This is a genomic window from Acidianus ambivalens (assembly GCF_009729015.1).
Taxonomy (GTDB): Archaea; Thermoproteota; Thermoprotei_A; order Sulfolobales; family Sulfolobaceae; genus Acidianus; species Acidianus ambivalens.
Genome location: NZ_CP045482.1, coordinates 1,419,510 through 1,442,812 on the forward strand (window position 1 = coordinate 1,419,510; position 23,303 = coordinate 1,442,812).

The 23,303-nt window shown below is 34.8% G+C and carries 23 protein-coding genes and 3 pseudogenes; 15 read left to right on the plus strand and 11 right to left on the minus strand.

What is annotated here, in order from left to right; all coding sequences use genetic code 11:
* The first annotated feature begins 421 nt into the window (after positions 1-421).
* Positions 422-841 carry a hypothetical protein gene (locus D1866_RS08270; protein WP_152943147.1) on the plus strand — a complete coding sequence of 140 codons (420 nt, stop codon included), beginning with the start codon at positions 422-424 and terminating at the stop codon, positions 839-841.
* A gap of 78 nt (positions 842-919) precedes the next feature.
* Here D1866_RS08270 and D1866_RS08275 read toward each other — a convergent pair whose 3' ends face one another.
* Entirely contained in the window at positions 920-2,716 is a 1,797-nt protein-coding gene (locus tag D1866_RS08275) for a thermopsin (RefSeq protein WP_152943145.1), read from the minus strand.
* A gap of 92 nt (positions 2,717-2,808) precedes the next feature.
* Between D1866_RS08275 and D1866_RS13775 the strand changes: the two are divergent.
* Both D1866_RS13775 and D1866_RS08285 read left to right on the plus strand, forming a co-directional pair.
* Positions 2,809-3,227, plus strand: a pseudogene (locus D1866_RS13775) (HEPN domain-containing protein).
* Positions 3,228-3,273: 46 nt separating this feature from the next.
* Positions 3,274-3,558, plus strand: coding sequence for a nucleotidyltransferase domain-containing protein (locus D1866_RS08285; RefSeq protein WP_155861129.1), 285 nt, complete (start codon positions 3,274-3,276; stop codon positions 3,556-3,558).
* Between the two features lie 38 nt (positions 3,559-3,596).
* Here D1866_RS08285 and D1866_RS08290 read toward each other — a convergent pair.
* Positions 3,597-4,060 (minus strand): annotated as a pseudogene (locus D1866_RS08290) (peroxiredoxin).
* A 143-nt stretch (positions 4,061-4,203) separates the two neighbouring features.
* On the opposite strand from D1866_RS08290, the gene D1866_RS08295 reads away from it, so the two are divergent.
* The 3 genes and pseudogenes from D1866_RS08295 (at position 4,204) to D1866_RS08305 (ending at position 6,691) form a co-directional block, all read left to right on the plus strand.
* Positions 4,204-4,683, plus strand: coding sequence for a PaREP1 family protein (locus tag D1866_RS08295; protein ID WP_152943143.1), 480 nt, complete (start codon positions 4,204-4,206; stop codon positions 4,681-4,683).
* 66 nt (positions 4,684-4,749) lie between these two features.
* Positions 4,750-5,004, plus strand: coding sequence for a 50S ribosomal protein L13e (locus D1866_RS08300; protein WP_152943140.1), 255 nt, complete (start codon positions 4,750-4,752; stop codon positions 5,002-5,004).
* A gap of 83 nt (positions 5,005-5,087) precedes the next feature.
* Positions 5,088-6,691, plus strand: a pseudogene (locus tag D1866_RS08305) (APC family permease).
* A 35-nt stretch (positions 6,692-6,726) separates the two neighbouring features.
* Here the strand turns inward: D1866_RS08305 and D1866_RS08310 are convergent.
* Complete coding sequence (locus D1866_RS08310) at positions 6,727-7,956, minus strand: M20 family metallo-hydrolase (protein ID WP_231136283.1); 1,230 nt, start codon at positions 7,954-7,956, stop codon at positions 6,727-6,729.
* A gap of 82 nt (positions 7,957-8,038) precedes the next feature.
* Between D1866_RS08310 and D1866_RS08315 the strand changes: the two genes are divergently transcribed.
* The 3 genes from D1866_RS08315 to D1866_RS08325 all read left to right on the plus strand — a co-directional run bounded on the left by D1866_RS08315 (position 8,039) and on the right by D1866_RS08325 (position 9,339).
* Positions 8,039-8,416 carry a HEPN domain-containing protein gene (locus D1866_RS08315; protein WP_013775004.1) on the plus strand — a complete coding sequence of 126 codons (378 nt, stop codon included), beginning with the start codon at positions 8,039-8,041 and terminating at the stop codon, positions 8,414-8,416.
* Positions 8,413-8,802 (plus strand): nucleotidyltransferase domain-containing protein, encoded by a 390-nt coding sequence (locus D1866_RS08320; RefSeq protein ID WP_152943138.1) that lies wholly within the window; start codon positions 8,413-8,415, stop codon positions 8,800-8,802. Before D1866_RS08315 ends, D1866_RS08320 begins: the two co-directional genes overlap by 4 nt.
* A 117-nt stretch (positions 8,803-8,919) precedes the next feature.
* Positions 8,920-9,339, plus strand: coding sequence for an STK_08120 family protein (locus tag D1866_RS08325; protein WP_152943136.1), 420 nt, complete (start codon positions 8,920-8,922; stop codon positions 9,337-9,339).
* On the opposite strand, the gene D1866_RS08330 is transcribed toward D1866_RS08325, so the two are convergent.
* Both D1866_RS08330 and D1866_RS08335 read right to left on the minus strand, forming a co-directional pair.
* On the minus strand, positions 9,340-10,845 hold the full coding sequence (locus tag D1866_RS08330; RefSeq protein WP_152943134.1) for an MFS transporter: 1,506 nt from the start codon (positions 10,843-10,845) through the stop codon (positions 9,340-9,342).
* A gap of 88 nt (positions 10,846-10,933) precedes the next feature.
* On the minus strand, positions 10,934-11,242 hold the full coding sequence (locus D1866_RS08335) for a hypothetical protein (protein ID WP_152943132.1): 309 nt from the start codon (positions 11,240-11,242) through the stop codon (positions 10,934-10,936).
* Between the two features lie 292 nt (positions 11,243-11,534).
* Between D1866_RS08335 and D1866_RS13130 the strand changes: the two genes are divergently transcribed.
* The 4 genes from D1866_RS13130 (at position 11,535) to D1866_RS08355 (ending at position 16,069) form a co-directional block, all read left to right on the plus strand.
* Positions 11,535-11,699 (plus strand): hypothetical protein, encoded by a 165-nt coding sequence (locus tag D1866_RS13130; protein ID WP_009990129.1) that lies wholly within the window; start codon positions 11,535-11,537, stop codon positions 11,697-11,699.
* A complete protein-coding gene (locus D1866_RS08345; protein ID WP_152943206.1) occupies positions 11,686-12,780 on the plus strand; it encodes a hypothetical protein in 1,095 nt (364 codons plus the stop codon). Before D1866_RS13130 ends, D1866_RS08345 begins: the two co-directional genes overlap by 14 nt.
* Positions 12,781-12,877: 97 nt before the next feature.
* Positions 12,878-14,869, plus strand: a complete 1,992-nt coding sequence (locus D1866_RS08350) for a DEAD/DEAH box helicase (protein ID WP_152943128.1) — start codon at positions 12,878-12,880, stop codon at positions 14,867-14,869.
* A 72-nt stretch (positions 14,870-14,941) separates the two neighbouring features.
* On the plus strand, positions 14,942-16,069 hold the full coding sequence (locus tag D1866_RS08355; RefSeq protein WP_152943126.1) for an aminotransferase class III-fold pyridoxal phosphate-dependent enzyme: 1,128 nt from the start codon (positions 14,942-14,944) through the stop codon (positions 16,067-16,069).
* On the opposite strand, the gene D1866_RS08360 is transcribed toward D1866_RS08355, so the two are convergent.
* Entirely contained in the window at positions 16,066-17,241 is a 1,176-nt protein-coding gene (locus D1866_RS08360) for an FAD-dependent oxidoreductase (protein WP_152943124.1), read from the minus strand. The two genes, D1866_RS08355 and D1866_RS08360, sit on opposite strands and share 4 nt — an antisense overlap.
* Before the next feature lie 211 nt (positions 17,242-17,452).
* Here D1866_RS08360 and D1866_RS08365 point away from each other — a divergent pair, with 211 nt between their 5' ends.
* The gene (locus D1866_RS08365) at positions 17,453-17,812 is read left to right on the plus strand and encodes a PaREP1 family protein (protein WP_155861130.1); all 360 of its coding nucleotides are present in this window, start codon (positions 17,453-17,455) and stop codon (positions 17,810-17,812) included.
* A complete protein-coding gene (locus D1866_RS08370) occupies positions 17,790-18,131 on the plus strand; it encodes a PaREP1 family protein (RefSeq protein WP_152943122.1) in 342 nt (113 codons plus the stop codon). The genes D1866_RS08365 and D1866_RS08370 overlap by 23 nt, the downstream gene beginning before the upstream one ends.
* Here the strand turns inward: D1866_RS08370 and leuS are convergent.
* The 5 genes from leuS to D1866_RS08395 all read right to left on the minus strand — a co-directional run bounded on the left by leuS (position 18,124) and on the right by D1866_RS08395 (position 22,752).
* Positions 18,124-20,886: a leucine--tRNA ligase gene (gene leuS, locus D1866_RS08375; protein ID WP_152943120.1), complete on the minus strand. Its 2,763-nt coding sequence runs from the start codon at positions 20,884-20,886 to the stop codon at positions 18,124-18,126. The genes D1866_RS08370 and leuS overlap by 8 nt on opposite strands.
* 118 nt (positions 20,887-21,004) lie before the next feature.
* The gene (locus tag D1866_RS08380; protein WP_152943117.1) at positions 21,005-21,409 is read right to left on the minus strand and encodes a PaaI family thioesterase; all 405 of its coding nucleotides are present in this window, start codon (positions 21,407-21,409) and stop codon (positions 21,005-21,007) included.
* A gap of 48 nt (positions 21,410-21,457) precedes the next feature.
* Positions 21,458-21,946: a PIN domain-containing protein gene (locus D1866_RS08385; RefSeq protein WP_231136284.1), complete on the minus strand. Its 489-nt coding sequence runs from the start codon at positions 21,944-21,946 to the stop codon at positions 21,458-21,460.
* A gap of 42 nt (positions 21,947-21,988) precedes the next feature.
* Positions 21,989-22,114, minus strand: a complete 126-nt coding sequence (locus D1866_RS13480; RefSeq protein WP_231136285.1) for an AbrB/MazE/SpoVT family DNA-binding domain-containing protein — start codon at positions 22,112-22,114, stop codon at positions 21,989-21,991.
* Between the two features lie 293 nt (positions 22,115-22,407).
* The gene (locus tag D1866_RS08395) at positions 22,408-22,752 is read right to left on the minus strand and encodes a DsrE family protein (RefSeq protein ID WP_152943113.1); all 345 of its coding nucleotides are present in this window, start codon (positions 22,750-22,752) and stop codon (positions 22,408-22,410) included.
* Positions 22,753-23,303 lie beyond the last annotated feature (551 nt).

A 23,303-nucleotide genomic window follows, 5' to 3' on the forward strand; every position in this document is an offset into this window, starting at 1 on the left:
ATAGATTCAAGAATTTCTCCTAAGTATTTTGTTAAGAAATACTTCTCCTTTATACTCCTCCTGCTCTCTAAAAATTTTAGGATATAACTAAGGAGGTGAATTAAGAGCTAAAAATAAAATAAGTTCAAGGAATATGGAACTAAGGCAACGTCTAATAAAAGCTAAATTTGGATTTTGCTCATTTAAGCATCTTTCTATTAGATTTTTAATAAAATTAATATTTGTTATTCAAGAGTAGTCACGTGACACAAGAATATTGACTGCAATAATCATTAAAATTTTCTATGAGATTATTCTCCATGAGCGTTAACCAAAAAAGGGATAAAGAAGTAGTTAATATCGATGATGACTTTTTGGGGACTAGATCGGTGAAGAAGCGATTACTCGCTGAGCTTTAAAACTCTTATTCCTCCTTATACTTATGCCAATAAGGGATGAGCAAACTTATGCAAAAATGAGTTACAACGATTTTAAGGTAGCTTTTGAAAGGCTAAAGAGAGGGGAATTAAAACTTTCAGTCTGGAGAGCTTACAAGTCGTTGAGAAGAATGCTTCAATCTTTAGCAATGAAGTATGACCTGCATAGAAAGGATACACCGTGCGCTGTGCCTAAAAATTGCATGATAAGAGTTGCCGAAGAACTGGAGAAATATTACAATGGCATTACAGAAATGACTAAAGAAGCATTAAGACTATTTGATGAATGGAAAGAAAACGACGCTAGAAGAGAAGATATAATAAAATTACTTAAAGAGCTAAGATTTGAATGGATTTCCTCTCACCTAACTAAGGAAGAGATAAATGAAATAGAGGAGATTAAGAAGGAGTTAGAAAATCTATGAAAGAGATGTAGGGATTTTTCACATGTAATAAAAAATTTATAAATTAACAAGTTAGGATCCAAATCATTTCGAAGGTCTTTAAAATCTCCTAGATCTTCTAAATATCACAATAATAGCTATAACAAATACTAAGGCTAGTATGATATAGAGAATTGAAGATTGCATAGACGACGTCATTTCACTTGATGTAGCTATATTAGACTCAGGAGAGATTGAGGATTCACTACTTCTTTGAGGAACATAAGGGGATACTTTTAGAGCTTGCGTTTTAACTTCTCCTAAGTAAGTGTAGTCTGGAGATCCAGTAGATATCTTAATCATTCCGTTTTGCTCTAATGTTACATGGACGTTAGATGTTGCCTCGGCAGTGTCTGCACCAAAGGTATAGTAAGAAGGAAAAGTGATGTATTCGCTCCCATTAAAGTAATATAATCCTAGAATTCCATCCAACTTCTCAAAAGTAGTAATTTCACCGTTACCTCCACCGCCAAAAATCAATTCCGCGTCATAAAATGAACCTAAACTACCGTATATACCAGCAGGCGTATATTCCTTACCATTAACTACAAAATATGCGCTCTTTACGCTTGGATCGTGAATAAGAATTTTATCAAAAGTTTCGCTCTGCATTACTGGTGAAGTTCCATTTTGCAGTACCTCAACTTCCATTGTTATTAGTACTCCTTGGCCTTTTTCCACGCTTTCATTCATTATTAATAGTCCAGAGAAAGGTAAATTGTACTCAAAGCATGGAGCACACTTATAGTTACCGTAATAATACTGCGTAATCCCATCATTAACTGTCGGCATAACGTATCCATTCTGTGAGGTTATTGAGGAATTTGATAAAGATGCAAGCGGATTAGTAAGATTAAGTACATTATCATGATAAAATACCACGCTTTCGTTAGTTAAGAAGATCAAAACATTTTGTGGCCAATAAATTTGCGTCTCATTATTTTCATTACAAACAACTAATACAGCGTTGAGCTGTAAAGAAGCCTCGCAGGGCTTTACTAAATTCTGTGAAGAATTGTAGGCTAAAATACAAGATATATTAAAATACCCTGCAACTGAAGAGAACTTTATCTCGTAAGGAGAGGTATTACTAACGCCAAAACTCGCAATTCCCGTAGGTGCATAATTGTAATTTCCTCCTTGAAGAACTGAAAACCTTAGGAAGGGATTAACGTATTGAGGATAAAGCCTATAGCAGAAATACACAAGGGCTGAGGAAAACGTTGGATTATATATACATAGGTAATATTTTCCTTGCGGTAGTGTGACGTTATAACAAGGATTAGTTCCGTTTAATGTTAATGTTACTTCTCCAGAAGAAAATATTGTTTCTCCCTTGCAATTTACAACCTTATAGCAAACAGATTCGTTAGAGATACCCACTATACGTAGTAGTGACGGTGACCCAAGAGTTGATAAATGTATTAGTATTCTCTCAGTATTAAATGGTTGTAAAGTTAAATATTCGCTTACATGAGTTGAACAATTACTAAGTTCTATCGGTATTTCACAATAAAAGTAGGTTACGTTAGAATATCCGTAAGGAGAGTATATAACTAAATAGTAAGTCCCAGAATTTAATAGAACGCCATTGATCATAGTTTTACCTAATTGTGAAACTATACAAGAATAGCTGTAACCGGAGGAAAAGTTGTTAAAATTCTCTTGATTGAGTACCATAACTTTTACGCTACAATTGCTCGAAACACTATAGACGAGAGCAGTATATTGCGTAGCACAGATTTTAATATATTCGTAATACTGCTGGGGTAAAATTGTGGAACTTACTAAAGATATTGTATATATAGACGAGCTTAGTATTAATATTATCGTCATAAGAATATATACTTTCCTCATTTGAGTGAAACTATCGTCCTTAATTTTAAGTTTTTCTACGTATAGAGTGACAAGAGCTACAAACTCTTTATATTCCTCGTTTATTTTAAAGTGTGAGCGGAAATAGAGTACAACGATTAAAAAGAAGAGCCTTAAGGTTCTTAACAGACGCAAAGAACGATTATAATGAAGGCTATTATGATACTAGCACTTTTCACGTAGAGCAAGCTTTACAGATTTATATTAAGCAGTAATTTTTGAACTCTTCGGAAAGGATTATGAAGGACATGGAATAAGGGAATTATTAGGCTACTTGTCCAAATTGCTAAAGGAAAACGGTTATGAAGACCTATCAAGAAAAGTAAATGACCTTGTCAGAGAATATAGAGAGCAGTTAATTTCTATTGAGGATGCATATATAGATTCTAGATATGAGGATTATTATGAAGAAGAATCAAAAGAATTAATTGGTGTTGCAGAAAGAATAATCAATTTCCTAGAGGAGGTAGCTAAAAACGTCAAGTTGGGTTAAGTTCAGATTTTCGCACTTAAGAAGGTGGAGGGAATACGCAGAAAAGATTGCAAGAGCTGTACACGATATAGAACCTAATGCGGAAGTTTATGTGATAGGAGGTGTTGCAGAAGATAGAATTACTGTACTTATCGACATCGATATTCTCATAGTCACAAAAAGGAAACTTTCTGGAAAGGAAAGAAAAGAGCTATCTAAAAAGATACTAATTAGAGCTATGGACTTTTACGACCTTCCTTTCGATGCTCCAGTAGAGCTCCATATTGAAGATGAAGAAAATGCAAAAAGATTCTTCTCTATTTCTAAGAAGTTCATTAAAATTACTGAATGAATAAAAACAGAGGTAAAATTTATTAATAGTCATGTACTCTAGCTAGACGATAATTCCTTTATCTTTTCTTCAATTTCAGAATAAGGTGGTTCTATTGCTGGATTATCCGAAACCCATTTATAAGCTATTTTACCGTCCTTATCTATTATAAATACGGATCTTTTAGCCAGTATGTAACCTTTTAAACCAGGAAACTCCCATGCAATTCCGAACAACTTTACTGCTTCCCTATTATAATCGCTTAAAATTGGGAAATTGATTTTATTATATTCTTTAAAAGCCTTATTACTAAATGGTGGATCTACACTTATTCCCAGCACGATAGCATTAAGGTTATTAAACTTAGATAATGAGTCCCTAAGGGTGCACATTTCTTTATTGACGTAAAGGCTGCAGGATAAAACGCTAAGACTACTACTTTTCCTTTAAAGTTAGACAGTCTGACTGGCTTTAATTCAGTATCTATTAGCTCGATGTCTGGAACTTTTTCTCCTATTTCCATATACTTAATAATGATTAGAAAGTATTTAAACTAATATATAGTTGAGTATAAACTCTATATATTCTAGAATTTATTGCTAATTAGCGCACAAAAAGAAGTTCTCTATTATACTTTTAATTTAAAAATCGTATATAATCATACGCATGGTAGAAGAGATAGAAAAACCTTGGATAGACTCTAAGAAATATCAAGAAGACAGATTTAAGGAAGCATTGTATGAGGCAGATCTAGCAGAGAGATTCTTAAATGATGGACTAATAAGGAACTCCGCTGGAAAGGCTTACCAGGCTGTAAAAGCGTATGTAGCAGGGTTAGCAATAAACTATAGAGATTTATTATCTAAATACTTCCCGGGTAAAAGGAGATTATTGCCAAGGAAAGTTGTGGAAAGAGTTGACTGGATTATAGCTATTATGCCATCAACTAGATTAAGGGAAATAGCTAGTATAATAAACGACGATAAACTTAGATTAATTGTAGAAATAGCTTTAGATTTACACGAATTCCAGCACAACGGACTTGATAAGGATAGCGAGATTTCAAGATACCCAAATGAGGAACTTGTAAAAAAGGACATCCTAGAAGTAACAAATTTCATTAAGAGTAGGGTAAAAACTCCGTAAAGTAAAAAAGAAATTAAACCTGCACGCGAAAGCTAATTTTAAAAAATATACTTCTAAAAGGAAAATATGAATCCTCCTACTCCCATAATTAAGAGGCCCAATTACTCTTTTGAATATCCTCATGAAAGGAAAAGTACTAGGGAAGGAAGAGGATTTAGTTTAGGAGAACTTAAGGCCGTGAATTTAACCCCTGAAAAAGCTAGAAAGCTTGGACTAAGAGTTGATAAGAGAAGGAAATCCGTTCATCAGGAAAATGTTGATGCTCTTAAAAAATATTTAGATGAATTAAATAAAGAAAAGAGCACACAATCTAAGACATAAGGATTTCTCAGTTATTATTAAAATAAATTTTTATGCTTAACGTCAAATAATTTTTTAAATACGTTTTATTACCATTTTGTGAGATGGCTAAGGAAGTATTTTTACGTCAATCTTCCGGCCTAGTAAGAGATGTAAGCCCATGGCCTTCAATGCTAGCTAACTGGGCTTTAATAACTGGAGGTACCCCTCTTTTAATAATCTCATGGCTATGGTTAGCTCCAGGAGCTAACTGGACTTTAGCTTATTTAATTACATTAATTCCAACCCTAGGTATGGCTTTTTTATATTACGTTGCAGCAGCATCAATGCCTAGGGCCGGAGCAGATTACGTGTTTAATAGTAGGGCAGTTCATCCTGCAATAGGTTTTGCAAATTATTGGGGATTATTATAGCCTTCGTCCTTTCTCAAGGATTTTACAGTTATTTGGGAGCTAGTTGGTTGGGCTACTTATTCACTGGTTTAGGGCTTTATTATCATTCTTCTTACTTACTTTCCATTGGTTCTTTCTTCTCGTCAAAGATTGGAAGAATAATTTGGGGTCTTCTTGTAGGAACATTAATAACTTCAGCAATAGCTTTCTCAACTAGGTTCCATTGGAGATTTGTGCTTATAACAGGGATAATAAGTGTAATAGCAAATATTATAATGTTCATTGCACTCCTGGAAATAAATCCTTCAGCTTTTTCTAACGTCTTATCTTCATTTAGCGGAATTTCAAATGTGACCCAAAGTGTCATATCCTGTGCAGAAAGCAACGGCCTAAAGTTTTACCCAGTTATTTACGCAACTTTGTTTGCATCTCCTGCAGTTTGGTATTATTATAGTTGGTATAACGTTCCTGCATCTTGGTCTGGAGAAATGAAGAAAGTCAGGCTTAACGTCTTCCTTTCAATAGTAGTCGCAATTATACTTCCTGCAGTGTACTATATTCTATTTACACAGCTAAACTTAGATTCCTTTGAAGCTAAATTCCTAACTTATTATTCATATCTTTATTATAAGAAATGCTGTTGCGTATTGAATATTACTAATCCATTAATTTGTAGCCTCTCGTCTATAGGGGCTTTTACTCCGTTCTTTGCGTTACTAGTTCTTGGAAATCCGATACTTTACATAATAATGTTCATAGCAATTTGGTTACCTAACTACTATAGTGGTCCCCCATTAGTTGTTGGATTATCCAGATACTTATTCTAATGGTCTTTCGATAGAATAATGCCGTCTTGGATGGCAGACGTTGATGAAAGGTTTAACGCTCCCTTGAAATCCATCATATTAATAACAATACTCTCTGGCATAGGAGTTATAATGTATGCGTATTTACCAATACTTTCACTAGTAGACGTAACAGTAGCTTTCGAAATAAGTTATGCGATATTTGCATTGTCAGTAGCATTAATGCCGTTCTTAAGGAGAGAACTTTTTGAGACTGCTGTCATTGTTAAGAGGAGGATTTTGGGAATACCAGTAATTAGCCTAATAGGATTCTCAACCTTCGGCTTTCTAGTTTACATTACTTATATTACTTGGGGAAATCCAGTACTCTTGCCAATTAATTTACCTACAATACTTTCCTTGGTATTTATGTACGGCTCAGGATTTGCTATATATTACATAGCTAAATTAATAAACCTAAGAAAAGGTATTGACGTAGGATTGGTCTTTAAGGAAATACCTCCTGAATAAGGAATTATTTCTTTTTCCTTTTCCTCTTATCTCTCTCACATTAGCATATAAGATATTACTTTTAGATCCGAAATTATGTAACTAACCCTCACGTACTCGTTTGGCTCGTGCGCAGTCTCGTCGCAAGTCATCCAAACTACTGGATTTAATCCAAGGGACCTTAAATATTTTGCATAAGTACCTCCTCCTATGCCTATTGCCTTAGCATCAATACCTTTTACTGCCTTTATTGCGTTCTTTAACAACTTTACGGTCTCGGAATTTTCATCCGTAGGTCTTGTAGTATCTTCTCTATTAACTACCTCTACTTCAACCTTACAATTATTTTCCGCCTCAAATCTTTTTACAATTTCATTTATCGTATTCAAAACATCATCAACGTCGTATTGAGGAAGAATTCTGCAATCCATGTAAAATGTATGCTTTCCCGGTATAGTATTTACGTTTTCTACGTTCTTCTCAACTTTAGTTATTTCAAATGTTGAAGTAGGCGGTTCAAATAGTTCATTTTTTGCATCATATTTTTCGTGAAGTTCTTCATAAAGAGTAATGCCTAATATCATTGAAAGAAGGTGAGCGTTAATCCCTTTCTCTGGAGTGCTTGCGTGAGCTTGTTTGCCTATTACTGTAAATTTCAACCATAAAATACTTTTTTCTGCAACTTCAATCATTGAGCCTTCCGGATTGCCTGCGTCTGGAATTAATATTATATCATCCTTGTTAAATAAGGAATAATTTTTAGCCAAATATGAAACTCCGTACTTACTCCCTGTTTCCTCATCTGCTGAGACTAATAATGAAAAATTAATGTTAGGAGTGAGATTTAATTCCTTAAGAACTTTAGCTAGTGTAATTCCTAATACAATTGCTTGTCCATCGTCCTCAACCCCCCTACCGTAAATATAATCTCCATCGACAGTAACGCTGAATGGATCGAATTTCCATAAGCTCCTATCTCCCTCAGGAACAGTATCCATGTGAGCTATAATCCATAAAGTCTTACTTTGATTTCTTCCTTTTATTGTTCCGATAAGGTTAGGTCTTACTTTTGAAGGAACTCTTTCATCTTTTACGTCTATCTCCTTAACTTCGTCAAAGTATTTTTCCATAATTTCCTTTAATTTCATAGCTCTAGAATATTCTCCTTCACCGCCGTTTTCCGGACCTAATGCTTTAATAGGAATGAATTCCTTATAGAGAGAAATAATAAAATCTCTCTGATTATCAATCTCTTTATATAAACTTTCCAATGATTTTTGTTCCATATTTCAAGGTAACATAAAAGGAAAATAAGCATTATGTGTTAAGACCTAATCACTTTTATTCTATATTGAGCTAATGCTAATAATGAGTAGTAACGATGATGTAAATTTACTTCTTAAAAGGGCAGAAAAATTCAGAAAAGATAGCATTACAGCATATCAAGAAGGATATTACGATATATCCTGCTTTTACGCTGAACAAGCAGTGCAATTGAAAGCTAAAGCATTTATTTTAAAGAATCTAGGTTTTATGCCAAGGATTCACGGAATAAGGGAACTACTTTCAATAATTTACAAATATACTGGAAATGAAAACATTAAGAACTTTATAGATAAAAATAGGAGAGAATTGAAAGAACTTGAGGAAGGATATACTGACTCTAGGTACGGGTTCTCTCCTTACACTAAGGAAGATGCTGAGGTGTGTTTAAATTTAATGAATTCAATATTTAATTTAATATGAAGAGTTTCCTAGACGTTTACGTGGAGTTCGTTAAAGAAAAAATGAACCTACTTGCGAATTTCTGTAAAATAGCACCAATAATATATGAAGCAATTAAGGAAGCATTAAAAGAATATAACTTACAGGGAGAAATATATTTCCTTGGCTCCGTAATAAATGGAACTTACACGGCAGCAAGCGATATTGATGTTGCCATACTTCTAAATGAAATACCTAAAGAAAGGAAGGAAATTGAGGGAAAAGTTCTAGATTATGTAATTAACAAGGGCTTACCTGATTGGATACCCATAGAGTTCCACTTTTTGACCCCTCGCTCTTTTAAGATATTAAAAGAGGGTGGGGCAAATTTCGTTAAAGCTGAAGATTATATCTTAAACTGCAAGTGAAAATTATCATTGTCCCTACCATATCTCTATATAGGTTATATACTTCTTTATGTTATATGAGGAACTATATTGAATATATAGAGAAAATATATATAGAAACTTCTTTTAGTTAAAATTATGAAATTAACGAGCGAGATTAAAAATGAGCACGGTACTAGTGTTTTAACTATACTATCAGATCCGTTTTTCTTGTTTCCATCTATGTTAAAAGCTACTAATGTTGAGAAAATTGATAATAAATACAAAGTAGAAATTCCAATAAAGGGTGTATTCTATTTACCATTTAATCTGATAACTTACGTGACAAGATATACCGCAATAAATTCGGTAAATTATGTTGTGAACGTTGCAGATTTCGCTGAGCATAGATGGGGAAATATAAGAATCTACGTCGAAGATAAGAAAATGAAGTTAGACCTAGATATACCTCTGCCATTAGATTTTATAAACTCAAAAATCCTTGGAAAAAGAATTAAAGTATTCGAGAGAAATTTCAATGAATTAATAAGAGTGGAAAGAATAAAAAGAAAAATCTAATTATTGTTTTGCAGTAGTTGTAGGAGTAACTAATTCCTCTTTGGCAACCTCTTCTAAACTCTTATTCTTTGTCTCTGGGACGAAGAAGAACGTTAACAATGCGCCTATTATGCTGACAACTGCAAGCATCACTAGCAAGTTCTTTATTCCCATCGAAGTCAATAGTGTTGGGAATAGGTAAGTAGTTATTGCTGCTCCCAATTTCCCAGAGGCAGCGGAAATACCGTGACCAGTAGTTCTGAACCTTACTGGATAAACCTCTGCAGGGATAACGAAAGTAGTTGTATTAGGCCCAAAATCAATGAAGAAGAAGCTTAAGGCGTATAGTAAGAAAGCTGCCTCTGCGGGTATTAGGAAGCCGTTGACCTTAGGGCCTTTAGATGTATAAGTAACAATCATTACAGCAGAGACTAAGAGGTAAATTATTGCCATCATGGTGAATCCTTGAATTTGAATAGTCTTTCTTCCTAACTTATCCAGTAAGGCCACTGCAGTAAAGTATCCTGGAAAGCCTACTAGGTAGGGCACGGCTCCAAGGAATAGAGCGTATGCTAAATCGCCTTGGAATGCTGATAATGGTAACGCTGTTGCCGACTTAGGGAACGGAGAGCCGAATATTGGTGCAATTATTGGGGATGAATAAAGTCCAGTACCGTAGAATGCTATATCTAATATGAACCAAGGAATTGCTGTACCTATTAGTAAAGTACCATAGTTAGATAAAATCTCTGATAAGCTCATTCTTTTAGCCACTACTGGTTGCCGTGTGTCAATATCCCCTCCTAGGAAAGACGCGGCCTTTTTAGCTTCTTCAACGTTTCCATTTGCCAGTAAGGAGTACCTTGGAGTTTCGGGAACCTTCCTCCTCAAGTATATTACAGTTGCTGCAGGGATTGCTCCAATGCCTGCCATAACTCTCCAAGCAGTGCATGGAGGCAATACTACTGCTGAGATTATTCCTACGGCTGCTGCAGCCAATGAGCCTAAAGCTTGGTTTGAAAAGACTAATGCAATAAGTTTCCCTCTGTCCTTAACGTTAGCATATTCGCTCATTATTGTAGCAGAGATGGGATAATCTCCTCCAATTCCTACACCCATTATGAACCTAAATATTATCAACCAAATCAGATTAGGGGACAGCGCACTTAGAAAAGCTCCTATAGTGAGTAACGTTGCTTCAACTCCGTAAACTTTTTTCCTACCCCAATAATCCCCTAAAAATCCGAATATTAGCTGACCTATTATAGCCGCCCAAAGTGCAATAGAAGCTAATAGGCCGTTCCAGAAGTCCTTATCGGGACCCACTAAATATGAAGTAAATCCTGGCATTACTATTCCTGCGTACTTGTAAGAGTCCTCTATAGTAGCTAATATATATCCTATTATTAGTAAATCGTATGCGTCAGTAAAGAAGCCCATTCCTGCAGTATACCATATTTTTATATGATTAAACGTTAGTTTTAGGGAATCTATAGGCCTAAACGGTGAAGGGAAGGATTTACTCATTTTTATCGAGTTGAATATAGAAAGTTTATATTTATACTTTCTCTACATAAAATAAATAGTTTTACATAAACTAAATAGTTCTATATATTCAACTATAGAAACCATCATTTACTTTTCTCTCAATCTCGCCTAGTAGTTTAAGATTTATCCAAGCTCTTCCAAAAGTCCCTATATTCTCTTCGTCTACTGTAATTAAGACGTTGTTAGGATCTCCTCTAACCCTTATTAGAATTTCCTCAACTTTATGAAAATGTCCCTTCTTTTGACCTCTAAGTAGGTAATCATTCTGAGCGTATTGACTTGTTGTGACTTCCCAACCGTCAATACTTAAGGAATTCTGAAGGTCTTGGACTAATTTTTGAATATTTATATTTTTATCGATGAAAGTCTTTTGCATATCATATTTAGAAGATATAAAAATAAAAAATCAACGTTACAAAAGTTGAAAGTCGTCACATAAGGGGTCGGACTTTCATTGAGGTTTCATTATTCAACCTCTCGTCCTCATACCCCTTGTCTGGCTCCCCGTGCCGTCTACGGGAGCGGTAGTTAAACCACTCCCTTCGAGGACACGAGGAGTTTCATTGAGTGCCTTCCTCCACCTCACATTGCTCATCGACTTCATTGTGGCACTCTCTAACTTAATGTTAGCATAAAAGTTTATAAATTTTAATGCTTCTAACATTCCTATGGAGCAAATAGTTTTTAGATCAACGGTCTCAAGTTATGGTACAGATAAGTATGGGAATAAAAGATATGGCATAACAATACCTTCAAAACTAAGGGATAAGGGTGAGAAATTATACGGCAAGGAGGTGATTGTAATTGTTATCCTACCAGATGATGAGGAGTAAGCTAATCGCTTCTAAGGAAGCTCTAGAGAACTTCCAATTCGTCACAATAAATGGCAGGGTAATTTTTAACGAGAAAGAGAGAGTTGTTAGGATTGCTAGGGCTTACTCACAAGTTGTTAAGAGTGCTATTAAACCGCTTTTTGACGGGAAGAGTGTAGACGAGTTAACTAAGGAGTTTTACAACATCTTACCAAATTATGTTTACCTTGTAACTGCTTTAAAGCAAGCTAGGACAATTACTGACGGTTTGTTAGATAGAGAAGACGAAAAGGGTGAGATAATTCATGCAAGGATAAGGAAGTTCTGGTTTGCAAGTAGAGGAAATAGAGCTGATAAGGGTAATAGGAATGTTAAGTTCCACGTTTTGGAAGACCACGTGTTAATTAAGGTTAAAGACCCCTGGGGTAAGGAGTGGGTTCGCGGGAAAGCTTACTTAGGCAAGGAGTACTTGCCATTACTTCACGAGTTAGAAGAATTAGCAGAAAGGAAGGAGGAGGGTTATGGTGCCGTAATTAGTTTTAAGGAAAAGCCAATGATCCACCTCCAAGTACCACTCTGGCTTTACCTAAAGCACTTCTCTTCACCAAAACCCAATGGTTACGGTTTGGTTGCCGGTTTTGATTTAAATAGTGACAGACTAAACGTTGTTGTTGTTAACAAGGATGGTAAAGTTATTACTACTAAAACGTGGTGGTATTCAGATGTTACTAGGCCAGGTTTTCCTAAAGAGAAAGCTAGGGCTTTACGTTTAAACGCTTTATCTGAGTCTCTCAATTTCCTCTCAAGGATTGGCGTTGATTACGTTGTTTTTGAGGATTTATTCCTAGTTAGGAAGAAGAAATTTACGAGGAGTAAAAGCGGTAATAGGAAGGTTTCGCGTTTCGCTAAGAAGCAAATGTTGATCCACGGCGTTATTAAATCTTTAAGGCTAGGTTTTAATGTTATGTTGGTCAATCCTAAAGGTACTACAACCTCTGAGGATCACGAAAGGGTGATGAGGGAGAAGGGTTTTGATAGGCATACAGCATCAGCTTACTTAATAGCATTAAAAGGACTAGGAATGTTAAATGACATCAAATAACATAAACTTCATGACTTATCGGAAACTGTTAACAACGGCAGAGAGGAAATTAGTAATAGCAAATGTTATATTTCCTACTCTGCACATGTAGTTAGGAATGCTTTCTGATTTTGACAAGTTAGTAAAGGACAAACTAGGTTATAACTTATTTCCTTACCAATCTCACGTAAGCGAGAGAATAATAAAAGAACTGGAAGAAGGAAAAAGCAACTTCATAGTAGTTTCAATGCCTACTGGAAGCGGTAAGACTGTAATAGAACTCTTCATGGCATACTATTTCCTTAAAAAAGGAGTAAAGAATGTTATCGTAATGGAGCCAACAAGATTACTTTGCGATCAAATGTACTTCAATTTCTGGAGGAAAATGTTTGGAGAAGATGTGGGAATGGAATATGAAGGAGAATGTACTGCCTTTGAGGAAGGTAAAAAGATAGTAGTTTCGACGCCTTTTACCGCAGAAAAGTGTGCTCCAGAAACTGAAGCAATAATCGTTGACGAAGTTCATCACGCTTTTGGAGATAGCAGATATGAGTCTACGTTAGTTAGTTTAGATCCTAAGTACTTGATTGGCTTTACTGCTTTACTCCCCTCTTATAAGAAATACATGGTAGACCCTAGACTAGTAGAAAAACTAGGGAAACCAAAGTTCTTAAACTACGATTTTAAAGCTTTAGCAGAAATAGACCCTACTTTCAATCCACCTAAAGCAATTGCTGACGTGTTTGATGCGGAAATGAATAAAATTGAGGATTCTGCATATGATGCCTTTTTCAGAGGCCAGGTAAAAGGTGACAAGAACACTTTAAAGTTCCTTGAAATTACGCTTTACAGTTACGGTAAGGAGGCCTTTTGCGAAAGCCTAGGCAGAATGGAAGGAAAAATAGAGGAAAATCCCCAGTTAGACTTCCTTTGCGAGTCCAAGGAGTTAAGTCATAAAGCTAGGGCTTTAAGACAGATTCTTTCGATATATAAAATAGAGGATTTTAAACCGGTATTAATTTTCACTAGCAGAAAAGCTACCGCTTATGAGTTCGAAAAAGCAATAGAAGATTTAGACCCAGGAAGGATAAAAGTTCTAACCGGGGATTCGTCAAAATTTGAGAGACAAAAATTAGTTAAAAGCGCTAAAAGGGGAGAAATTGACGTAATTATATCCACATTAGTAGGCGAAGAAGGTATAGATATTCCAGAGGCAAAGTTATTAATTATGACTGACGTTCCTCAAAGCCCTTTAAGGTTTTACCAGCGTTTAGGAAGGCTAATTAGGAGTAAAACTGATGAAAACAATAACGACAGCGAGAATGCATTAAAGTACTTGGTAGTGGCTTTAACTCCAAAAACTCCTGAATACGATAATTTAGACGACGCTCTTAGGAACTTGTATTTAGAAGGAGTAGACGTAAGCTATATCGTAGAAAAGAAGGAAGGCAAGGGACCCGTTGCCAGAGTTGTTGATATAGTTAAGAAGGAAGGAGGAGGTACTTCATTTTCTAAGTTAGACAGTAGCGTTGGAGAAATTTCTTCTATTGAAGTATTGCTTTCTCCAAAAAACGTTGAGACTCAAATGGGAGATTACGTTGATAGGGCAATAAAGGAAGGTAGAATTTTCTATTATTATGACGTTGATAAAATGGCAGACCTAGCTTCCAAGGTGCTTTTAGGTAGTTATTGTAATTTATGTTTTGGAGAAAAATGCATGAAAATATGCAAGGATTGCATAAGAGAAGTTGGTAAGCTATTGATTTCCAAGAAAGGTAGAGTAAAATTAGAGAAGAAAGGACTACTTCTACATTACATGGAACTTGTACTCCCTGAAAAAGTGGATGAAATAATGAATGCTATGAATAAGGAGAAGGATGAAATAATGAAAAAAGTTGAATGCGCATCCATCTCTCTTTCTTCAACAAAAAGAGCTAACGTGTATTCAATAGTCATTAATTTTAACGTAAGCGTAGATGGAATGACCATTTATCCTAAGTTGCAACTGGATTATTATAATGCTAATGAGCAAGAGATTAAGCTGGCAGAAATTAACGCTAAAGCTATAGGATATAAGGCAATTTATCTGTTTTTACAACAGTTAAAATAGTTTAAAACTGTTCAATAAAAACGTAATATGTACAATCCAAAACTATATTAATACCTTTACCATATACTATATTTGGCAAAAAGATTCGGTGGAATGATGCACTCGCATCTGAAGGTTTTTTACGAAGAATCCTTCCCTGTTTTAAAAGTAACTCACAAGTTACCTATTCTAAAACGAGGGAGAGGAAACAGAGTCTGGGATATAGAAGGAAAAGAATACATAGACTTCGATATGTCTAACGGAGATGCATTACTTGGTTACGGAAATCCAGAATTAGTTAATGCAATATTAGAAAGAAGTAATCAAAAAGAAACAATAGAAAAGCTCAAACGAAGATTCTCATTAAAGTCTGTTAAAATATTTTCAAGCGAAAAACAAGCAAAAGTTTACGCTGTTAATTTAGCTAGACAACTTTCAGGAAAGAAGAAAATAATAAGGTTCGGCCAAAATGATTTAATAAAGAAGTGCGATTTAGGAGAGGAGATAACTGCAGAGTGGAATAATTTAGATTACCTAGAAAAAATTGTGAGGCAAAACTACGATATTGCAGCAATAATTTTCGAACCAATAGCTACTCACATGGGACTAGTTTTACCTGAAAATGAGTTCTTGAAAGGGATAATGGAACTTTCAAAAGAATACGGAATTATAACAATAGCGGATGAAATAAAAACGGGAGGAAAGTATTACACTGGTGCGTCAGGCTATCTAAAGATTAAGCCTGACATAATACTATTTGGGAGATCATTGGCAGGAAGTATACCAATAGGAATAGTTGGAATAAATTATAAAGAAGGAGATTACGTGAGAGCCAGTCCTATTTCAATTAAAGCTTTAGGAATAACTTTGGACGAACTGAACGAACAGAGTATGTATGAAATGATAAGGCTTAACGATATCCTTATCAAGGGTTATAAGGATTTAATAGAGGATAACAAGATCAAGGCATCAGTAACTAGTTGGGGAATTAGCGGTACAATATATTTCAGAGAAAGCCCTCCAAGAAAATATTCAGAATTCCTAGAAATTAATGTAAAGAAATGGAATAAATACTTTAAAGGTATGCTAGACTCTGGAATAATTCCAATGAGTAACTATGACTCGCAGTGGTCAATCAGTAAGGCACATACGGAAGAAGATATAAACATACACTTAGAAAAATTAAATAACGTAATAAAAACTACTGTTTTATCTCATTAAATAGCTTTATATCCAAATAATTTTTCTAGATATGCTTGTTCCCATCTATCCTTCTGTAGAGTATAATCTCTCTTTAACTGAGGATCTTTAGTCGGCTTTGGTGGTTGTGTTGTTAAATCCATTTGGAATTGTAAACTTAACGTCTCTAACTTTCCTTCTAAATTGCCCATATAAGCCCAGCCAACGAATGCGTACTGCACTGGCACTTTCTCGCTCACACCTTCCATCTCTAAGATTTTGTTTGCCGCAAACATTGCGCTCTCAAATGCTATCTCTTGGTTCTTAGGGAATGGTAACTTTGCAGCGTCTCCTGCAGATAGTACGTCGTCATATTTAGGATGCCTCAAATCTTGAGGAGACCTAATATCTACATAACCTTTACCTAATCCTGCCTCATCGATAAACTTAGGTGCTCTGTTAGGCTCTAACATAGCTAGGATAGTGTATTTGTATTTTTCTCCAGAACTAGTAACTACGTAGTCTTCTCCAATTTCCGTAATTTCTTGGTTTGTAACTAGCTGAATTCCTGCTTTCTCATATGTTTGCTTTACGATATCCATTATAAACGGCGGTTGAGTTTTATCGTTAGCGTCTATGTGAATAATGTTAAACTTCTGCCTTACTCCTCTATGTGTTAAGACTGTGTGAGCAAGCAATGTGGTTTCAGTTGGTGCTGGGGCACACCTATAAGGAGCCTTAGGAGCGTAAACTATAACAGAACCTTCATTTTGACTCCATAATCTTTCCTTAAGTACATTAACTCTTCCCGGGTCGTAAACAGTAGTATTCTTCCACCAGAATTTATCATAACCAGTTATTTTAGAACCATCAAATACTATTCCTGGCGTTAGAACTAGGTAGTCATAATCTAGTACTGAATCTTTATTACCAAAAGTCGATTCGCTTACGTAAACCTTCCTATTATCTGGATCTACTTTGTAAACATTACCTACTACTAACTTTATTCCTTTAACACCTACGTTCTCATAACCTCTTATAATTCTATGATAGTTTTGTTCTCCAGTTAAGATTAAGGGTCTGCTAGGTCCAGCAAAATAAAAGTCTTCCTTGTTTATCACAGTGATCTCTGCTTTTCCCTTTAACTTATCTGCTAGTGTATTCGCAATACCCATTCCGGCTATTCCGCCACCTACAATTACAATCTTTTTCATAGTAGAATAGTTCTTTTAACAGTATTTAGGGTTTCTTAGAAAGAAATCTAACGTAAAGGCTTAAATTAACTGAATGAGAGATAATATATTTTACTTTGAGACAATTTTATCCAGAAAAGTTTGAGAATAAAGATTTTTAACAAAATAAATAGTTAGATCTAACGAACTTTAGCAAATAAAGGTTTATTTTAATAAAACACAATTCTATATTGTGAAGAAGATCCTTAAAAGTCCTGCCGATATTTATTTGGAAGAAGCTGACGAACTCTTAGAGAGGGGCGATATAGTTCAAGCTTCAGAGAAGTATTATAAAGCTGCAGAAGAAGCAATAAAAACAATATCTATATATCTTAAAATCAGCCCAGAGAATTGGACTTTGGCTTCTATTAATAGAGCTGCTCTAGAGATATCAAAAGTTCTAGGCGTAGAAATTCTAGATTATTGGAATAGCGCTACTGCCCTTTATACTGCTACTCTAGATCAAGATACGTTAAAAATTTTAATAAAAGATGTAAAAAGACTAGTCGAAATTGCAAACGAGAAATATAATGAATTACTTGGAAGAAGCTGACGAACTCTTAGAGAGGGGCGATATAGTTCAAGCTTCAGAGAAGTATTATAAAGCTGCAGAAGAAGCAATAAAGTTAATTTCAAGAAGGCTGAATTTAGAACCAATTCTTTCTGAAGTTAATAAGAAAGAAAGATGGAAATCAGAAATATTATTTAAAGCTGCTAGGTTAATTAACGAAAAATATCCAGAAGTGTTTAAAATGTGGAAATCTGCTTGGAAACTTCATGAAGACGGTTTTCATGAATGTAGCTTGGATTTGGAAACTACAAGAGTTTTAGGAGAGATCGTAAAAAATACTCTAATTAAGATCCTTAGCTAGAAAATATCACTATTGCCGGAGAAAGAGGCAAAGCTTGCGACTTCTTACCTTTAAAGTCTGGTACATTAGGATCATTACTGTCGTACACACTTAATTGGCCTAAATTGGTTTTTCTCATTATATAATTTGCATAATTTGCTAAAGTTCTTATTTCATCAAATTCCTGTAATGTAAGTAACGATTTCCTAAAGATGTCATCATAAGCTTTTATTGATGAATAAACTTTCTCTAGCTTTTCATTTCCTCTAGCAAATTCAAACAAACTTTGACCTTCTTCAATAGCTTTTGCAGCATCTTTAGCTAATGATAAATCGTTGTTCACATAAATAACTGCCTTTTCACCTTCCCCAACTATTCTTTCTAATTCCTTAATTTCACTTATAACATAATCGACGTAACCTTTTTCAACAACTGCTTCAGGATAGATAGTAAACTCTTCCGGCTTAGGATACTCTTGTTCTGCAACTAAGCCTGGAAAAGCTTTGCTCCAAAGTTCTTCCGCTATGTGAGGTGCCGCAGGATAAATCATTCTTAGCCAAGCTGAAATCGATTTCTTTATAAGATCCTTATTAATTCCATTAGTAAAATCCAGATAATCCTTAAAATCATTATAAATATCATATAGAATTATATTATAAGCTTCAAAGAAATCTAGGTTTCTCATTTTCTCGTCTACAGTCTTTATTTTCTCGCTCATTATACTTGACAACCATTTTTCCGCGATTCCAAAGTTATTCTCTCCTTTTGCCTCTAGTAACTCTACTATTAAGGAGTAAATTCTCTTAAGTTGATCCGCAATAGAAGTAACAACTGACGAATTAAACTCAACGTCCTCAGAAAGTTTAGGAGTAGCTAAAGCTATCCTAACTGGGTCTACGCCGTATTCCTTTATGGCCTTACTTAATGGATAAACGTTTCTAAAGCTTTTGCTCATTTTCTTTCCTCCTACTCTTACAAAGCCATTTATTACTATTTGCCTCGGTAACTTACCTAAGATTTCCAGATGATTATAGATATAGTAAGGAATATGATTTTGAATAAGATCTCTCCCGCTATGCCTTGAATCCACTGGATACCAGTAATTGTATTCCCTCCTTAATTCCTCTACTTCTTCTTTACTTATTCCTAGTTCTTTACTAATCTCTTCAGGATTTCCTAGACCTAAAAATACGTAGTCAAAGAGCTTATCGTTAGCTTTCTTTAGTAAATGAGAAATTGTATAGAATGCGGTATAAATTGTAGAATCCGATAAACTGTCAATTATTTCACTTTCATCCCAAGGTAATTTGACTCCTAAACCTCTGCTTCTGCCTACTGCACTCTTCCTTAAATTAAATATTGCCTTCTCTATATCCTTTCTAACTTCTGACGGAACAAAATTTATGTTATCTAAAGAATTGAGAACCGCCATTTTCCATTCTGGGTCGTCGTAAGCTATAAACCATTGGTCTTTTATTACCTTTACCACTATTTGTGCCCCGCATCTACAATAAATGGGGCCATTCATTATTTCGTATATTGTATCATGCCTGCCTATGCTATTAAGCAATTCTACAGTAGATATCCTTGCGTCCTTTACAGGTTTACCGGATATCATTTCTTTAACGTACTGCTTCATATAATCTGGGACGTAAGTAGAGACGTCTTTCATTACTCCTTTATAATATTCAGTTCTGTAGATTTGATCTGCAAAATCCTTTAATTCGGCCATATCTCTTACGTCTATTTCTTCAGTAGGTATTTCAGGCAGGTCAGGAGAAGATATTACTGAATAATAATCTTCAATTCCGTTATCTTCAGCAATTATCTTATGAATAGGATCGTGAGCAGGAGTTAGCATAATTAAGCCAGTACCTATTGAAGGGTCTACTAATTTACTCAGAACTACCTTAACCTTTTTCCTTGTTACCGGGTTTACTGCCTCTTTTCCTTTCAATTCTTCAGGTTTGACTTCTCCTATCTTCTTAAGTTCTTTCTGATATGAAAGTTTCTCAAAAGCTTCCTTAGAGAGTAAAATCCTCTTTCCTGAATATTCTGCAATCACGTAAGTGGTTAAAGGACTAATTGCCACACCTACTCCTGCAAATACTGTCTCTGGCCTTGAAGTTGCCACTGGATAAAAGTAGTCTCCTTCAAAGAATATGACGTCTAATTTTTCTATTTCCGGTTCAACGTCTCCTTTAGTATCATGCATTCCTACTGGAAATTGATCTCTAGGGCAATAACCTACTGCGTCAGTCTCTTTTATCAATTTCCCTTTGTCCTTAAGTTTCTTGAATTGCCATTGGATAAAAGTGGCAAATCTATCATCTACTGTAGTAAAACTCCTTCTCCAATCCACACTTAAGCCTATAGCCCTAGCAGTTTTCTCCATTTCTTGTTTAAAATACTCAGCCAATTTATAAGGGTCAGAAAGATCCTTTATTTTCTCTTCATCGATTTCGTAAACGTTCTTGAAAAAATCTATGATGTCTTGGTCCCCTCTTTTTATTGCGTCTGCCACAGATAATATTGGAGTGCCAGTAAATTGAAAGGCAAAGGGGAATAGAACATTATAACCTTTCATCCTCATGTATCTTGCATAAATATCTGCAGTAACGTATGTTCTACCGTGACCTATGTGCATGGGGCTATTAGTGTAAGGGAAGGGGACTGTAATGAAAAACTTCTTTTTCCTTTCATCTACTTTGGCTTCAAATATTCCCTTTTCTTCCCAAACTTTCTGCCATTTTTCTGCTATTGCATTAAAGTCCATAATATCAATATGAAATAGGAAGATATAAATAATATTGATAGTATAGTAGAGTTTAAACTAACTATTTTGCTATATAATAACTTCTTGAAAGGAAGAGTAGAAATATTCTTCTTGTATTTTACTCCTTGCTTACTTTTCTATCTCTTATTATATACCAAGTTCCTAAGCCTACAGCACCCAACTTACCTTCAGAATCCTTAAATTCAATTTCAACAACTACTGCAGTCCTTCCTTTTCTTAATACCTTAGCCTCAACAGTGAATGGACCTTTATACATGGGTTCAAGAAAATTTACCTTAAGTTCTTGAGTAACTTGGTCTATTCCATCATTAATTGAGGCAACTGCCAACCCACCTGCATAATCCATGGAAGTCATTATCATTCCGCCATGCAAAACTCCTCCCCTTCTGCAAATCTTCTCACTATAAGGAATTTCGAGTTTTGATTTACCATCTTTAACTTCTATAATTTTCATTCCTAAGTATGAAGCTACTGCCTCACTTTCTATTACCTTAAAATCCATAGAAAGGGTTGAAATTGTTAGCTTATATGCTTTTTAGATTCCTTTGCTCTAGATCTCATCAATAAAAATTAGGATATTGCCATATTCTTTGTTTATTTTATTAACTGCTTGAAGTATCTCCTTTTCCTTCCTAAATAAAGCCTTATCCTTCAAGTAATTCGCAGTAGCAATTACGTAACAATCTGGTAACGATATACCGTATTTCTTCTTAATTTCCCAGGCCTCAAAAATTATATCTTGATTAATTTCTGTAACTTTCAGTTTATATGATAGCCATTCAACGAATTCTCGTGTGTATCGATTTGCATCCTTTAGCCCAGAAGCTTTATATATTCTATAGCTAACGTACATAACTTCACTTAAAGTTATGGGCGTAACATATAATGTGTTATTTTCCTCAAGCAATTTCTTTACCTTATCGTGATACTCACCAGATTCATTTATATATTCAACTAAAATACCGGTATCAATTACCGTCAAAAATTCCTTCCTCTTTCTTCCTTTCCGCTTCTCCTTCTTCTTTAAGAATATCTTCAACTACCTTAGGATCAACTCTTACAATTTTAGGCTTTAAAGGCCTTAAACAAGCTTATCGTCTTCAATATTCGCTATTAGTATATCGTTCTCATTGATACAAAGTTTTACCCTAACGTCCTTAGGTAAAATTACTATTCCTTTTTTCCTTACCTTTAATTGGTAAACCATATGATATTAGTTGAACTAATCGTAAAAAGTTTATCAGTTTTTGTTAAACTTATTGTTGCATTCATTTTAACTCCTCGATAAGCTAGAATTTTCGCAAAAGGACTAATCCAAACATAAAGATTATATGCCTGACGTCTTCACGTCCCTGGAAAGGGAGAGGCTTTCAATCTTTTATAAATTCTTAATCTTAAATTAGAAAAACTTCCTTTCATATCCTGAGTAAATTAAAGAAATTACACATAATATATATAGTGTATATCATTTTCAAAAAGAAGTTAAAAGAAAATAATAACTTAAAAGTTAAGTATCTCGTATCCTTTGGCTACAAAATCAGCAATTACTGGGCCTACTAATGTTACGTTTAAACCTTGAACTTCCTTTAATTTATCAGTAATTTTCATACTATCTCCAACTAATTGACAAGCATAAACGCTCTCAACTTTTATTAACTGTTCAAGCATGTTCATTATATCTGGATCTTTTTCTGCTATCAATTGCTCACTAGGGCCAAAGAAAATAACTTGAACATCATCAAATAAGTGCTTTTGCTTTCCTACTAAAGCTAAAGTTAATCCGGTTAATATCTTAGCCTTCTGATCTTTACCTGAATTTATCATTACAACTATGTTTTTAGCCATAACCTACTTTCATTTCAAAGAAATTTAAAGCTTGTTAACATAGTTTAACAAAAACGCAGGAAAATACTCTTCTTCCTTATGATGGCGGTGATACTTTTCTCTTCGTAATTATGCTTTTCATGATGAACTTCGGATATAGCAGCTGCTTTACGAGGTTGCTGTGCAGTAGTGGATTGAGTAGTTAGCTGTTGAGTAGGTTGTTGAAGAGCCTACTGAGCTTATGGGGATAAGGCTGTTAAACTGGCTAAGTATATTGTGGTGTTGGCGATCTATAAGGCTAAGGAGGATATTTTGGTCGACCATAAGGCTGTGGATATCCAGGGTAAGGTTGTGGATATCTTCCAAGCTGCTCATAAGGCATAAATCCCTTGAGACATTAATACATTTGAATTTGCTACTAATATATTGTAAATTTATTGGATACCGTATTGGAACGATTTGGGTTTTGTTGCCTAATCCTACTGATTGATAACAAGCCATCGTTGTCATCATGTTATTTTGCTGGTAAGGTTGAGGGTAATAACATTGAGGTGAATATCCGATATTTTAGT